This is a genomic window from Flavobacterium sp. F52, assembly GCF_000278705.1.
In the GTDB taxonomy this organism is placed as follows: domain Bacteria; phylum Bacteroidota; class Bacteroidia; order Flavobacteriales; family Flavobacteriaceae; genus Flavobacterium; species Flavobacterium anhuiense.
The window spans coordinates 161727-174511 of sequence record NZ_AKZQ01000031.1; the positions used below are offsets into that span (position 1 = coordinate 161727).

Here is a 12785-nt window from a genome sequence, read left to right on the forward strand (position 1 = left end):
TATTTTTTTGGCGTTTATTTTTAGATTACTTACATTTGGATTATGGATATCGAAAAAGACTATATAAAACTGATCTTTGGGCTCAAAATGAAACAGGTTCGCATGCAAAAAAACCTGTCGCTTTTTGGCTTGGCCAAACTGACCAATCTTTCAAAATCATATTTAAATGAAATTGAAAAAGGAAAAAAATACCCCAAAGCGGATAAAATTTTGCTTTTGTGCAAGCATTTGGACGTGACTTATGACCAAATGGTGTCTTTAAAACTCGATAATAACCTCGCTCCGATTGGCGAAATCTTAAAATCAGGAATTTTAAAAGAGATTCCCTTAGAGCTTTTCGGGATTCAGGAAGCTGATTTAATTGATATTATTGCGAATGCTCCTGCCAAAGTCAATGCGTTTATTAGTACAATAATCGAAATTGCACAACATTATAATTTAAGCCGTGAAAGTTTCTTTTTAGCCGCTTTGCGATCCTATCAGGAAGCGCACAGTAATTATTTTGAAGATTTAGAAGAAAAGGTAATTGAGTTTTCGAAGTCTTTTCAGATTAATTTGGATTCTAAAATCAGCGTTGAAGAACTGGAAGCGATTTTAAAAGAAGAATATGAATACAACATCAAAGAAATTGCTTTTACAGATCAGGAAGCTTTAGGCGATTTGCGTTCGATTTACGTTCCGAAAAGCAAAACTTTACTGCTTTCAACCGAGCTTGACGATCCACAGAAAGCCTTTATTTTAGCTAAAGAAATAGCCTATAATTATTTGAAAATTTCTGATCGTCTGTTGACTTTCAGCTGGATTAAGTTTGAAAATTTCGATCAGGTTTTAAACAATTTTTACGCTTCTTATTTTGCAGGCGCTCTAATATTACCTAGAAAATTAGTGGTTGATAAAATCAATTCTTTTCTGGAAAATGAAAATCCAAAACCGGAAGAATTTGTTCAATTAATTGAAAGTTTTGAAGTTTCGCCTGAATCGTTTTATCAGCGATTGACCAATTTATTGCCGAAAGATTTTCAGTTGAAAAACCTTTTCTTTTTAAGATTATCGCACAAAATAGGTTCTGATTTTTATCAGATAAATAAGGAATTGCACATTACGCATCAGCAGGAACCGCATGCCAACGAAACCAACGAACATTATTGCAGAAGATGGGTTTCGGTAAAAACAATTGACGAAGCTATTAAACAAAATAAACCTCATTTTTTTGATGCTCAAATTTCGAGTTATGCGAACAGTGGCAACGAATATTTAGTTTTTTCATCGGCTACAAAAGATCCTTTTTTGCATGATACTATTCGAAGTATTTCTGTTGGAATTTTGATTAATCCAACCATGAAAAAGAAATTCAAACTCATTGATGCAAAACCTTTGGTAAAACGGATTGTTGGTGTAACTTGCGAAACTTGCGCAGTAAAAGATTGTTTAGAAAGAGCTGCTCCACCGATTGTTTTAGAAAGAAAAAAACGCCATGAGAATACAGATGCAGTTGTGCAGCAGTTTATGAATCAATACAGTTGACCTTTATGAAATATTTTGCCTTACTACTAACCTTGTTTTTTATCAACTTCAACCAAAAAACAGACAAACTTACTGGCCGCTATAATTATTTAATTGAAGATGACAATGCTTATATTCTAAAAGATAAAATTACTTTTAAGGATAGCGTTTTTATTTTTGATAATAAGTTCATGCCGAAAGGGAAAATTTCATATGGCAACGTAATATTATTGGATAATTTCATTAATACTGATTTAATTATCAGCATTTCAAAAGATCAAATCGAAAAAGATACGATTCCTTTTTTTATGCATGATAAGAAAAGTTCTTCTGCAAATTATCTTGATGAAGTGGTTGGGAAGGGGAAATTGGTTAGGATTAAGTAATTTAATTCAACAGATTTTCAGCCTAATAATTCGCCCCAATCTTGTCATTTCGACGAAGGAGAAATCCTCATAAGAAGCTCGACAAAGATTGGATTCACATTGCGGAGTTACTTGCGAAGATTTCTCCTTCGTCGAAATGACAAACCGTATGGTTATTTGAGGTAAAACCTTTAACCCTCTGTAACTTTGTGCCTTTGTTCCTAAAAACTTAGTCCCTCAGAACCTCCAAAACTTAGCACCTCAAAGAACTTAACCTAGATTAAGTGCTTTTCCTTTACATCGGCTGTATCTTTGTACCATAAAAATAACAAAAGGACAAAATCATGGAAAATATAGTATTGCACAAAGCAGAATCAAGAGGAAATGCAAATCACGGATGGTTGAACGCTTATCACAGTTTTAGCTTTGCGAGCTGGTACAATCCCGACAGAATTCAGTTTGGAGCGCTTCGTGTTTTGAATGATGATACAATTGCTGCCGGAATGGGATTTGGAACTCACCCTCACGATAATATGGAAATTATTACGATTCCGTTAGAAGGTGATTTGGCTCACAAAGACAGTATGGGAAATACGGAAGTAATTAAAAACGGAGATATTCAGGTGATGAGCGCCGGAACTGGAATTCAGCATAGCGAGTTTAATCCGAATGCAGATCAGCAGACTAAACTGTTACAGATTTGGTTGTTTCCGAACAAAAGAAATGTTACTCCACGTTATCAGCAAATCACTTTGGATGTTGCTGACAGACATAACAAATTGTCTCAGGTTTTATCACCAAATGCAGATGATGAAGGAGTTTGGATTCACCAAGACGCTTGGTTCAACATGGGTAATTTCGATTCTGGAGTTACTGCTGAATATAAAATCAAAAAAGAAGGAAACGGAGTTTATGCTTTCGTTTTAAAAGGAAATGTTACAATCAACGGGCAGGAATTAAATTCTCGCGATGCGGTTGGAATCTCAGGAACTGATACTTTAAACATTAAAGCCAATACAGATGCTGAATTTTTATTAATGGACATTCCGATGAATTATTAATTCAAACAAATAACAATTAATACCTGTACTTTGAAACGATAATAAATCTGGAAATCAGATTATTGTCGTTTCTTTTTTTATTTCATTTCAAAAAAGAAGACTAACTTTATAAGTAAAAAAATTGGTCTGACTTTAAAATTAAACTAACTCTTAAAATTTTAAACCATGAATCCAAATAACCTCACTAAAGAATACACAAACGGCGAAGTAACGATTGTATGGCAATCTGGAAAATGCATTCACTCGGCTAATTGTGTCAAAAACAATCCAGATGTTTTTCGCCCAAAAGAAAAACCGTGGATTACTCCAGAGAAATCTACAACTGAGAAAATTATTACTACTGTTAATAAATGCCCATCAGGAGCGTTGACATTTTACATGAATAAAAAATAATCGCAAGAGACCTAACGGGTTTTAAAAACCTGTTAGGTCTTTCACATTTCTTAATCTAGGTTAAGTGCTTAAGGACAACTGCCATCGTAACTTTGTCCTATCAAAATGAAATTAATTATTTAAAAAAATAAAATTATGGCAACTACAAAATGGTCAATTGACCCAACTCACTCAGAAATTGGTTTTAAAGTTAAACACATGATGTTTACTAATGTTTCAGGAAAATTTGGAACTTACGAGGCTTCTGCAATCACAGAAGGAGAAAGTTTTGATAATGCAGATTTCAGTTTTTCTGCTGATATCGCTTCGATCGACACTGCAAATGCAGATCGTGACGGACATTTAAGAAGCGGTGATTTCTTTGACGCTGAGAATCATCCTAAATTAACTTTCAAATCTTCTGCTTTCAAAAAAATTAATGACGGTGAATTTGAATTAACTGGAGATTTAAACATTAAAGGTGTTTCAAAAACAGTAAAATTTCCAGTTGAATTTAGCGGAATCATGACTGATCCTTGGGGAAATACAAAAGTAGGCTTAAGCATAGAAGGAAAAATTAATCGTAAAGATTGGGGTTTAAACTGGAACTCAGCTCTTGAAACAGGGGGTGTTTTAGTAGGCGAAGAAGTTCGTTTAAACATTGAATTACAATTTGTAAAACAAGCCTAATCTATTTGGTTTTAGATTTAATTGGTTGGTTAAAAGCCTTGCGTTTACTCGCAGGGCTTTTGTTTTTTTTAGCCACAAATTACACAAATTAGCACAAATTATTATTTTTTATTTTTTTTTGCCACAGATGAAGAATTCCCTCAGATTAAAAATCCAAATAATCTTTTTAATCTGTGGCAAAAATTAATTTGTGGAAATTTGTGTAATTCGTGGTTATAAAAAACTCAACGTGAAGTATTTCTAAATTCTGTTGGCGACATTCCTGTTTGTTTTTTGAAGAATCGGGAGAAATATGAGTAATCTTCGTAGCCAACTTTGAATGCAACTTCATTTACGGCTAATTGTTTGTCGATCAGCATTCTTTTGATTTCTAGGATCACTCTGTCCATAATTACTTCTGTCGCTGTTTTTTGGAGAATTTCATTGCAGATTCTGTTTAAATGTTTCAGCGTAATATTTAGCTTTTCCGCATAAAATGAAGGCAGTTTCTGAGTTCTGAAATGCTCTTCCAAAAGCGATTCAAACTTATTGATTTTGATATTGTACGAATGGGTTTGATGCGAATAAGTTTCTCCATATTTTCTAGCTACTTCAATATGAATGCAGTCTAGCAAATTCAGTAATTTGTCTAATTGGTATTTATTGTCTTGGCTATTTTCCTGAATCAGCAAATCGAAATATGGGAGAATTTTCGGAATTTCATTTTCTTCAAAAACCATTTCTGGTCGGTTTTGAATGGAATGATAAAAATTATAATCGTTGATTTTCTTCTGTCCGAAATACAAATTGTACAATTCCTGCGAAAAGATAATTACAAAACCTTCAATATCTTCAGACAAATTCCAATGGTGCATTTGTCCTGGTTGAAGCACAAAAAGACTTCCTCTTTTGATTTCAAATTGGTCAAAATCGACTTCATGTAATCCCGAACCTTTAGTAAAAAAGACCATCAAATACGAATCATGACGATGTGGTTCTTCGACAAAACTGTGACTTTTTAAGTGTTCCGTAAAAGTATTGACATAAAAATCACGGTGAATATCGTTACAGCTGAAATTCCGAACACTATAAATTGGATATCGTTTCATAAAAAATGTCTCTATTGTGCTATAATAAGCGAAGATACTAAAAAGACTTTTATAATGCTCTGAATTACCTTTGTATAAACAAAAATCAATAATATCATGTCAAGCGCATTAACTCATATTTTAAAAAACGAATGTCCTGTTTGTCATAAAGGAAAAGTTTTTACAGACAAGAATATTTTTCTGAATTTCAGTTTTCCAAAAATGAATGAATACTGCAGTCATTGCCATTATAAATTCCAAAAAGAGCCTGGCTATTTCTTTGGCGCCATGTATGTAAACTATGGGCTAACTGTTGCTCAAGGAATTGCAACGTATTGTATTGCACAGTTTTTCTTTGAGAAAAATTTCGATTTAAGAATCCTTCCAATTATTGCTGTTTCGATCACTCTACTTACTCCTTTTAACCTGAGATTTTCCAGATTAGCATGGATTTATATGTTTAAGGATTATACGAAATAAAAAAGTATTATTTTTGCCTTCCAATTGAAACTAATTTTCAATTTTAAAAAAAAGTAAAAATTAAATTAGACAAATGAAAGCATACGTATTTCCGGGTCAGGGTGCACAGTTCACAGGAATGGGTAAAGACCTTTATGAAAATTCGGCTTTAGCCAAAGAATTATTCGAAAAAGCTAATGAAATATTAGGTTTCAGAATTACAGATATCATGTTTGAAGGCACTGCCGAAGAACTAAAAGAAACTAAAGCAACACAGCCTGCTGTATTTTTACATTCAGTTATTTTAGCTAAAACTTTAGAAGATTTCAAACCGGAAATGGTTGCAGGGCATTCATTAGGAGAATTTTCGGCTTTGGTTGCTAACGGAACTTTATCTTTTGAAGATGGTCTTAAATTAGTTTCTCAACGTGCTTTGGCCATGCAGAAAGCTTGCGAAATTACTCCATCTACAATGGCTGCTGTTTTAGGTTTAGCTGATAATGTTGTAGAAGAAGTTTGTGCTTCTATCGATGGTGTTGTTGTTGCTGCCAACTATAACTGCCCTGGACAATTAGTAATTTCTGGAGAAACTTCGGCTGTTGAAAAAGCTTGTGAAGCTATGAAAACTGCAGGAGCAAAACGCGCTTTAATTTTACCTGTTGGAGGTGCTTTTCACTCTCCAATGATGGAACCAGCAAGAGAAGAATTGGCTGCTGCAATCGAAGCAACTACTTTCTCTACTCCAATTTGCCCAGTATATCAAAACGTTACTGCAAACGCGGTTTCTGATGCTAACGAAATTAAAAAGAACTTAATCATTCAGTTAACAGCTCCTGTAAAATGGACTCAGTCTGTACAGCAAATGATCGCTGATGGCGCAACTTTATTTACTGAAGTTGGTCCTGGAAAAGTTTTAACTGGTTTGATTAATAAAATTGATAAGGAAGCTGCTGTTGCTAATGCGTAGTTAGTTTTCAGTCGCGGTCTCAGTTTTCAGTTAAAAAACTATACATATAAAAAGCTCTGAAAAAATTTTGTTTTTCAGAGCTTTTTGTCATTTCGACGAAGGAGAAATCTTCGCAAGAAACTCTACATAGAAAGTCTAAAAACTTTGCAGAGCTACTTGCGAAGATTTCTCCTTCGTCGAAATGACATACTAAAAGAATACTACAAAACTTTCTTTTCCTTCTTCTTGTAATTCACAATAAAAACTCCAAGAATAATAAGAGCCGTAGCAATAATAAAATCAATCGTAATTACTTCATCTAAAAGCAACCAACCCAAGAAAACAGCAATTATTGTATTGATGTAGGACAAAATAGAAACCTGAACAGCTGTAACATGTTTTAGTGCATAATTATAACAAAAGAAAGCAATTACAGATCCGAATATTGATAAATACAAAGCCGCAAAAATACTTTTTGAACTCCAAGAGTTAAAATCTGGATTTGGTGAGAATATTGAAGCCAAGACCAACTGAATACAAGATGCGATCGTAAATTGGTAAAACAAATTGAGCATTATATTTTTCGTTTTATTAGCATGCGTTTTAGTATAAATTGTTCCAGCCGCCCAAGCCAAAATTGCAAATCCCATGAACATCATTCCTGTTCTGTAATTAACATCTAAAAATGATCCGAGTCCATCTTTAAAGATAAAAACCACTCCCAAGAACCCGATAATTACACCTATAAACCCCTTTAAACTCATTTTTTGCAATCCAAACAAAATACTTCCTAAGAAAATAAGGATTGGAGTCAGTGCATTAATAACTGATGCTAATCCGCTAGGGATATTCTGCTCTGCAATTGTCGTAAAGCCATTTGCAATTACAAGCATTAAAACCGAAGCAATAAGCTGTTGTTTAAAATTCTCCCACCCAATCCATTTTAATTCTTTTTTGAATAATAAAATGGTCATCATAATTAATCCCGCTAATCCCTGACGAATTGAAGTTACAAACCAGGGCGGAATCGTTTCAACGGCAACTCTAATTCCTAAAAAAGTAGTTCCCCAAATAATTCCAACAGCCGCTAAGGCAAATATTAATTTATAATCTAAACTTTGTTTCATGATAGTTAATAGCTAAAAAAAATCCCAAACTATATTGCTATAATCTGGGATTTCAAAAATTTATAATTTTATTAAAAATTACTTATTCCTCACTTTTTGTTCCCATTTCCAAGCACTTGCCATCGCTTCGTCCAAACTTAGTTCAGCCTTCCATCCTAAGACATTATTTGCCTTGTCTGTATTTGCATAAGCCTCAGTAATATCACCTTCACGACGAGGCATCATCTTATAAGGCAATTGTTTACCGCTGACTTTTTCAAAACTATGAATGACTTCAAGAACAGAACTTCCTTTTCCTGTTCCTAAGTTGAAAGTCTCCACTTTTGCCAAATTCTTTTTATTCAACAAACGCTGTAACGCAATTACGTGTGCTTTCGCTAAATCTACTACGTGAATATAATCGCGAATTGCAGTTCCGTCTGGCGTTGGGTAATCATTTCCGAAAACAGATAATTCCTGACGTAGACCCACTCCCGTTTGTGTAATAAATGGAACTAAGTTTTGAGGAACCCCCAACGGCAATTCTCCAATCTCTACAGATTCGTGCGCTCCAACTGGATTAAAATAACGCAATAAAATAGCGCTGATATTGGTAACTTTAGCTGTATCTGTAATAATTTCTTCTCCAATCTGTTTTGTATTTCCGTAAGGAGACATGGCAGTTTGAACCGGAGCATCTTCTGTGATTGGCATTTTTTCAGCTTGACCGTAAACTGTACAAGAAGAACTGAAAATAAAACTTGCTTCAGGTTTTTGCTGTAATTCCTGTAAAAGATAAACTAAACTGCTAATGTTGTTTTCGTAGTACAACAATGGCTGTTCAACACTTTCACCAACAGCTTTTGAAGCTGCAAAATGAATAACTCCAGTAACATCATTATGTTTTTTAAAGAAATCCTGAACATCGCTTTTTTCTCTTAAATCAATTTTTTCGAATAAAGGCGTTTTTCCTGTAATCGCTGTAATTCCTTTTAAAACATCTTCTGAAGAGTTTGAAAGATTATCAATAATCACTACCTCGAAGCCTTCATTTTGCAATTCGACTACGGTGTGGGAACCGATAAACCCTAATCCTCCTGTTACTAATACTTTCATTTTGTGGTTGTTTGTTATGTAGTTAATTTATATGCTTGTCTGGCAATAAGAATCCATTTATTTTTTTGTTTCTGCCAAACCAGCATTATTCCTATTTTAATATCTCGATCTATACCATCATCTTTGGTATGAGCCGATAAAACATGCCGAACAATAGCAACATCATTCTGAATTGTTATAGCTTGGTTTTGAAAATCGATAGATACAAAATCAGATTTTCCGCTAACTATTCCCTCTATAAATTCAGCTTGATTTTGAAAATTGCCATTAGAATGAACATAATTTAATTGATCAGAAGTCAGTGCTTTCAACTTCGCTCCGTCAGCATCAATCATTGCCTGACGCAATATTTCAACCTGACTTTTTACAGCATTCTCTTCTTTAGCGTTCGTTTTTTGAGCAAAAACCGAATACTGAAAAAATACCATTAAAAGTAAAAGACCAACTCTTTTCATTTTTATTTATTCAAAAATTCTAAAACAGAATCGGTAATAAATTTAATTTGTTCGTCGTCAAGTTCAGTATGCATTGGCAAAGCAATTACTTCTTGCACTAATTGGTTTGTAACTGGAAATTGCTCCTCTTTATAACGTGGATCTAAATACGCTTTTTGTGAATGCAACGGAATTGGATAGTAAATCGCACATGGAATTCCTTTATCCAATAAATGTTGCATTAAAGCATTTCTATCTGCATTTAAAATTCTCAGCACATATTGATGGAACACGTGGTCATTTTCGTTTGCATCAAAATCTGGTGTAATGATTTTTGCATTTCCCGCGAAAGCTGCATTATATTTTGTTGCCGCCAAACGACGCGCTTTATTATATTCATCTAAAAGAGGCAGCTTTGCATTTAAAACTCCAGCCTGAATACTATCTAAACGAGAATTCACTCCAACAACATCGTGGTGGTAACGCTCATACATTCCGTGATTTACGATTCCGCGAATGATGTGAGCCAATTTATCGTCATTTGTAAAAATTGCACCTCCGTCTCCATAACATCCTAAATTTTTAGATGGGAAGAAAGAAGTTGCCGCAACGTGACCGATTGTTCCAACTTTGCTTTTTGCTCCAGATTTAGAAACATAATCAGCTCCAATTGCCTGAGCATTATCTTCAATTACATATAGATTATGCTCTTTAGCAATTTCCATGATCGCATCCATATTAGCTGCACGCCCAAATAAATGAACCGGAACAATCGCTTTTGTTTTTGGTGTGATCGCTTTTTTCACTGCATCAATATCGATGTTCATATTGTTCAAATCAACATCAACTAAAACTGGAGTTAATTGCAATAAAGCGATCACCTCAACCGTTGCTGCGAAAGTAAAATCGGCCGTAATAACCTCATCACCTGGCTTTAAATCTAACCCCATCATGGCAATCTGCAACGCATCTGTACCATTTGCACACGGAATAACGTGTTTTACCCCTAAATAATCCTCAAGATTTTTTTGAAACTGATGAACTAAAGGTCCGTTGATGTAAGTATTTGTATCTAAAACTTCTTGAATTGAAGCATCTACAGTAGATTTTATTTTTTCATATTGACTTTTTAAGTCAACCATTTGAATTTTTTTCATTTTGAATGTATTTAAAAAATTAAAGACCCTGTTTTTATACAGAAATCTCTAAAAGGAGGAACAAAAATAGTTATTAATAGCTTCAAACCAATGAAAATAGTCGAAAGAAATGTAATTTAGCTGCAAAAAAAATTACATGCTTTTTTTATACAATCTAGCCATACACCTTGCAGGTTTTTTCTTAAGAATTATAGCGTTATTTAGTCCGAAAATTAAGCTTTTTGTTGAAGGCCGAAAAAATGTGTTTTCAATTTTAGAAGAAAAAATCAAAGCAGAGGACAAAACGATTTGGTTTCATTCAGCCTCTCTCGGAGAATACGAACAAGGACTTCCTGTTATAGAAAAAGTCAAAGAAAAATATCCTCAACATAAGATAATTGTAACTTTTTTTTCTCCTTCGGGATATGAAGTGCGCAAAAATAACACTGCCGCAGATGTTACCGTTTATTTACCGCTTGATTCCAAAAGTAACGCTAAAAGATTTTTAAAATTAGTTCATCCCGAACTTGCATTTTTCATTAAATATGAATTTTGGCTGAACTACTTAAAGGAACTAGAAAAAAGCAAAACGCCTACTTACTTGATTTCTGGAATTTTCAGAGACAATCAGGTGTTTTTTAAATGGTATGGCGGTTTCTACAGAAAAGCTCTAAATGCCTTTACTTATTTCTTTGTTCAAAATGAAAAATCAAAACAAAAAGTTGAAAGTCTAGGTTTTAAGAATGTAATTATTTCTGGCGATACTCGTTTTGATCGTGTAAACGCTATATTAGAAAGAGACAACCGACTGGATTATGTTGAAAATTTTAAAAACGGCCAGCTTACGATAGTTATTGGAAGTTCATGGCCAAAAGATGAAATTTTAATTGCAGAATACATTAATCAAGCACCCGATGATGTAAAATTTATAATTGCACCACACAATATCAAACCAGATCAAATATCAGATCTTCTATCAAAAATCACAAAACCGACAGTTTTATTCTCAGAAAAAGAAAACAAAGATCTTTCAACCTATAATGTCTTTGTAATTGATACAATTGGAATCCTTACTAAGATTTATAGTTATGGAACCATAGCTTATGTCGGCGGCGGATTCGGAAATCCTGGAATACATAATATATTAGAACCAGCTACTTTTGGCATCCCGATCGTAATTGGACCAAATTATTCCAATTTCGCAGAAGCAGTTGACTTAGTGGGCATTGGCGGTTGCATGCCAATTTCAACAAATATGGAACTTAAAGCAATTTTTGACCGATTACTAAACGACAAAAACTTTTTGGCCGAAAAAAGCGAAATCTGCAGGTCATTTATTCAAAATAACAAAGGAGCTACTGAGACAATCATGAAACGCATTTCATAATCTTTTACAGTTGAAAAAAGTGCTAAATTCTAAAAAACAACAACAAGATCTCCTTTTTTGCTTTTAAAAGATTCTAGCAAATAGTCTTAAAAAACAAAATAAACTATTAATTAGAGAAATAAAACAGCCTAGTTTTATAAAGATTCTTCAACGAAAAATTATTTCGCTAAGAAATTAGATAATTTAAGAAAAATTTATAATTTTGGCATATTCTTTGATAAATAAGATAAACGTGAGCAAGGAAAATATTTTAAAAAAAAAGTGAAAAAATATTTTACATATTAAAAAATTTATATCTTTGCCACGAATTAATAATTAACCTTTTATAATAAAGTAAGATGAAAAAAGTATTTTTAAGTTTAGCTGTTGTTGCTGTATTAACTGTTGTATCTTGTAAAAAAGCTGACGCTGCTGCTGAAGCTCCTGCTGTAGATTCTACTGCTGTTGCTGTTGATTCAGCTGCTGCTGTTGTTGATTCTGCTGCTGCAACTGTTGATTCTGCTGCTGCTAAAGTTGATTCTGCTGCTGCTAAAGTAGAAGAAGTAAAAAAATAATTAGAACCTAAGTTCTAACGATTTTAAAACCATCTTTTTAGATGGTTTTTTTTTGTGATTAATATTTCTATTAATCCACAACAATAAAAAAAAGCGTCTGTATTTACAAACGCTTTTTTTTATTACCCATATCTTTTTTTTACTCCGCAGCTTCTTCCATTTCCTCTTCAAGCTCTTCATCACCAAAAATCGATTCACTCGAAGAAAAATCCAAAATCTCCGACTTGGAAGAATATGTTACAATTTCTTTTATCCCTTTTTGCAAAAGCAATTCCGTACTGTATTTTCGACTTGTAGCAAAGTGAACATCACCAAGCATCAATTTAAAAAAATACCTCCCTCCAGAACCTTTAAATTTTAAAAATTTCGCAAGATCAATATTCGCTTTAAACCTCTCAATATCCTCTTCACATTCAAACCTCAATTCATAGCTTAAACTTGTAAAAATCACCTTCCCTTTTCGAGAAGTAAACGTAAACTTATATTCATCATTAAATCGCTTGCTAATTACAAAAGCACCCATTTATAAATTTTTGATTTTAAAGATTATTGATTTTAGATTTTTTCCTGAGATTCTGAGATTCTGAGA

The 12785-nt window shown here is 33.4% G+C and carries 15 protein-coding genes; 9 read left to right on the forward strand and 6 right to left on the reverse strand.

The genetic code is table 11. The annotated features are described in order from the left end of the window. The first annotated feature begins 42 nt into the window (after positions 1-42). The 5 genes from FF52_RS16420 to FF52_RS16440 all read left to right on the forward strand — a co-directional run bounded on the left by FF52_RS16420 (position 43) and on the right by FF52_RS16440 (position 3991). Entirely contained in the window at positions 43-1524 is a 1482-nt protein-coding gene (locus FF52_RS16420) for a helix-turn-helix domain-containing protein (RefSeq protein WP_035691758.1), read from the forward strand. A gap of 5 nt (positions 1525-1529) precedes the next feature. Beyond that, on the forward strand, positions 1530-1889 hold the full coding sequence (locus tag FF52_RS16425; protein ID WP_008467246.1) for a hypothetical protein: 360 nt from the start codon (positions 1530-1532) through the stop codon (positions 1887-1889). A 323-nt stretch (positions 1890-2212) separates the two neighbouring features. After that, complete coding sequence (locus tag FF52_RS16430) at positions 2213-2929, forward strand: pirin family protein (protein WP_008467248.1); 717 nt, start codon at positions 2213-2215, stop codon at positions 2927-2929. 165 nt (positions 2930-3094) lie between these two features. Then, the gene (locus tag FF52_RS16435; RefSeq protein WP_008467250.1) at positions 3095-3322 is read left to right on the forward strand and encodes a (4Fe-4S)-binding protein; all 228 of its coding nucleotides are present in this window, start codon (positions 3095-3097) and stop codon (positions 3320-3322) included. 135 nt (positions 3323-3457) lie between these two features. Continuing rightward, positions 3458-3991 carry a YceI family protein gene (locus FF52_RS16440; RefSeq protein ID WP_008467251.1) on the forward strand — a complete coding sequence of 178 codons (534 nt, stop codon included), beginning with the start codon at positions 3458-3460 and terminating at the stop codon, positions 3989-3991. A gap of 224 nt (positions 3992-4215) precedes the next feature. Here FF52_RS16440 and FF52_RS16445 read toward each other — a convergent pair whose 3' ends face one another. Beyond that, a complete protein-coding gene (locus FF52_RS16445; protein WP_008467252.1) occupies positions 4216-5079 on the reverse strand; it encodes a helix-turn-helix domain-containing protein in 864 nt (287 codons plus the stop codon). Between the two features lie 96 nt (positions 5080-5175). Here FF52_RS16445 and FF52_RS16450 point away from each other — a divergent pair, with 96 nt between their 5' ends. Then, entirely contained in the window at positions 5176-5538 is a 363-nt protein-coding gene (locus FF52_RS16450) for a DUF983 domain-containing protein (protein WP_008467253.1), read from the forward strand. Positions 5539-5611: 73 nt separating this feature from the next. Next, the gene (gene fabD, locus FF52_RS16455) at positions 5612-6484 is read left to right on the forward strand and encodes an ACP S-malonyltransferase (protein WP_008467254.1); all 873 of its coding nucleotides are present in this window, start codon (positions 5612-5614) and stop codon (positions 6482-6484) included. Positions 6485-6684: 200 nt separating this feature from the next. Here the strand turns inward: fabD and FF52_RS16460 are convergent, their stop codons facing one another. The 4 genes from FF52_RS16460 to FF52_RS16475 form a co-directional block, all read right to left on the reverse strand. Beyond that, the gene (locus tag FF52_RS16460; protein ID WP_008467255.1) at positions 6685-7590 is read right to left on the reverse strand and encodes a DMT family transporter; all 906 of its coding nucleotides are present in this window, start codon (positions 7588-7590) and stop codon (positions 6685-6687) included. Between the two features lie 78 nt (positions 7591-7668). Continuing rightward, the gene (gene galE, locus FF52_RS16465; RefSeq protein WP_008467256.1) at positions 7669-8685 is read right to left on the reverse strand and encodes a UDP-glucose 4-epimerase GalE; all 1017 of its coding nucleotides are present in this window, start codon (positions 8683-8685) and stop codon (positions 7669-7671) included. Between the two features lie 14 nt (positions 8686-8699). Next, positions 8700-9140 (reverse strand): nuclear transport factor 2 family protein, encoded by a 441-nt coding sequence (locus tag FF52_RS16470; RefSeq protein ID WP_008467257.1) that lies wholly within the window; start codon positions 9138-9140, stop codon positions 8700-8702. Positions 9141-9142: 2 nt separating this feature from the next. Continuing rightward, positions 9143-10276, reverse strand: coding sequence for a DegT/DnrJ/EryC1/StrS family aminotransferase (locus FF52_RS16475; protein WP_008467258.1), 1134 nt, complete (start codon positions 10274-10276; stop codon positions 9143-9145). Between the two features lie 136 nt (positions 10277-10412). On the opposite strand from FF52_RS16475, the gene FF52_RS16480 reads away from it, so the two are divergent. Then, a complete protein-coding gene (locus FF52_RS16480; protein WP_008467259.1) occupies positions 10413-11642 on the forward strand; it encodes a 3-deoxy-D-manno-octulosonic acid transferase in 1230 nt (409 codons plus the stop codon). A gap of 338 nt (positions 11643-11980) precedes the next feature. Then, a complete protein-coding gene (locus FF52_RS16485; protein WP_008467260.1) occupies positions 11981-12196 on the forward strand; it encodes a hypothetical protein in 216 nt (71 codons plus the stop codon). Between the two features lie 139 nt (positions 12197-12335). Here FF52_RS16485 and FF52_RS16490 read toward each other — a convergent pair whose 3' ends face one another. After that, positions 12336-12719, reverse strand: coding sequence for a hypothetical protein (locus FF52_RS16490; protein WP_008467261.1), 384 nt, complete (start codon positions 12717-12719; stop codon positions 12336-12338). Between the last annotated feature and the right edge of the window lie 66 nt (positions 12720-12785).

Bases quoted from the DNA above. Each gene is read 5' to 3' on its own strand.
- FF52_RS16420 (WP_035691758.1), top strand. From the start codon at position 43: ATGGATATCGAAAAAGACTATATAAAACTGATCTTTGGGCTCAAAATG.
- FF52_RS16425 (WP_008467246.1), top strand. From the start codon at position 1,530: ATGAAATATTTTGCCTTACTACTAACCTTGTTTTTTATCAACTTCAAC.
- FF52_RS16430 (WP_008467248.1), top strand. From the start codon at position 2,213: ATGGAAAATATAGTATTGCACAAAGCAGAATCAAGAGGAAATGCAAAT.
- FF52_RS16435 (WP_008467250.1), top strand. From the start codon at position 3,095: ATGAATCCAAATAACCTCACTAAAGAATACACAAACGGCGAAGTAACG.
- FF52_RS16440 (WP_008467251.1), top strand. From the start codon at position 3,458: ATGGCAACTACAAAATGGTCAATTGACCCAACTCACTCAGAAATTGGT.
- FF52_RS16445 (WP_008467252.1), bottom strand. From the start codon at position 5,079: ATGAAACGATATCCAATTTATAGTGTTCGGAATTTCAGCTGTAACGAT.
- FF52_RS16450 (WP_008467253.1), top strand. From the start codon at position 5,176: ATGTCAAGCGCATTAACTCATATTTTAAAAAACGAATGTCCTGTTTGT.
- fabD (WP_008467254.1), top strand. From the start codon at position 5,612: ATGAAAGCATACGTATTTCCGGGTCAGGGTGCACAGTTCACAGGAATG.
- FF52_RS16460 (WP_008467255.1), bottom strand. From the start codon at position 7,590: ATGAAACAAAGTTTAGATTATAAATTAATATTTGCCTTAGCGGCTGTT.
- galE (WP_008467256.1), bottom strand. From the start codon at position 8,685: ATGAAAGTATTAGTAACAGGAGGATTAGGGTTTATCGGTTCCCACACC.
- FF52_RS16470 (WP_008467257.1), bottom strand. From the start codon at position 9,140: ATGAAAAGAGTTGGTCTTTTACTTTTAATGGTATTTTTTCAGTATTCG.
- FF52_RS16475 (WP_008467258.1), bottom strand. From the start codon at position 10,276: ATGAAAAAAATTCAAATGGTTGACTTAAAAAGTCAATATGAAAAAATA.
- FF52_RS16480 (WP_008467259.1), top strand. From the start codon at position 10,413: ATGCTTTTTTTATACAATCTAGCCATACACCTTGCAGGTTTTTTCTTA.
- FF52_RS16485 (WP_008467260.1), top strand. From the start codon at position 11,981: ATGAAAAAAGTATTTTTAAGTTTAGCTGTTGTTGCTGTATTAACTGTT.
- FF52_RS16490 (WP_008467261.1), bottom strand. From the start codon at position 12,719: ATGGGTGCTTTTGTAATTAGCAAGCGATTTAATGATGAATATAAGTTT.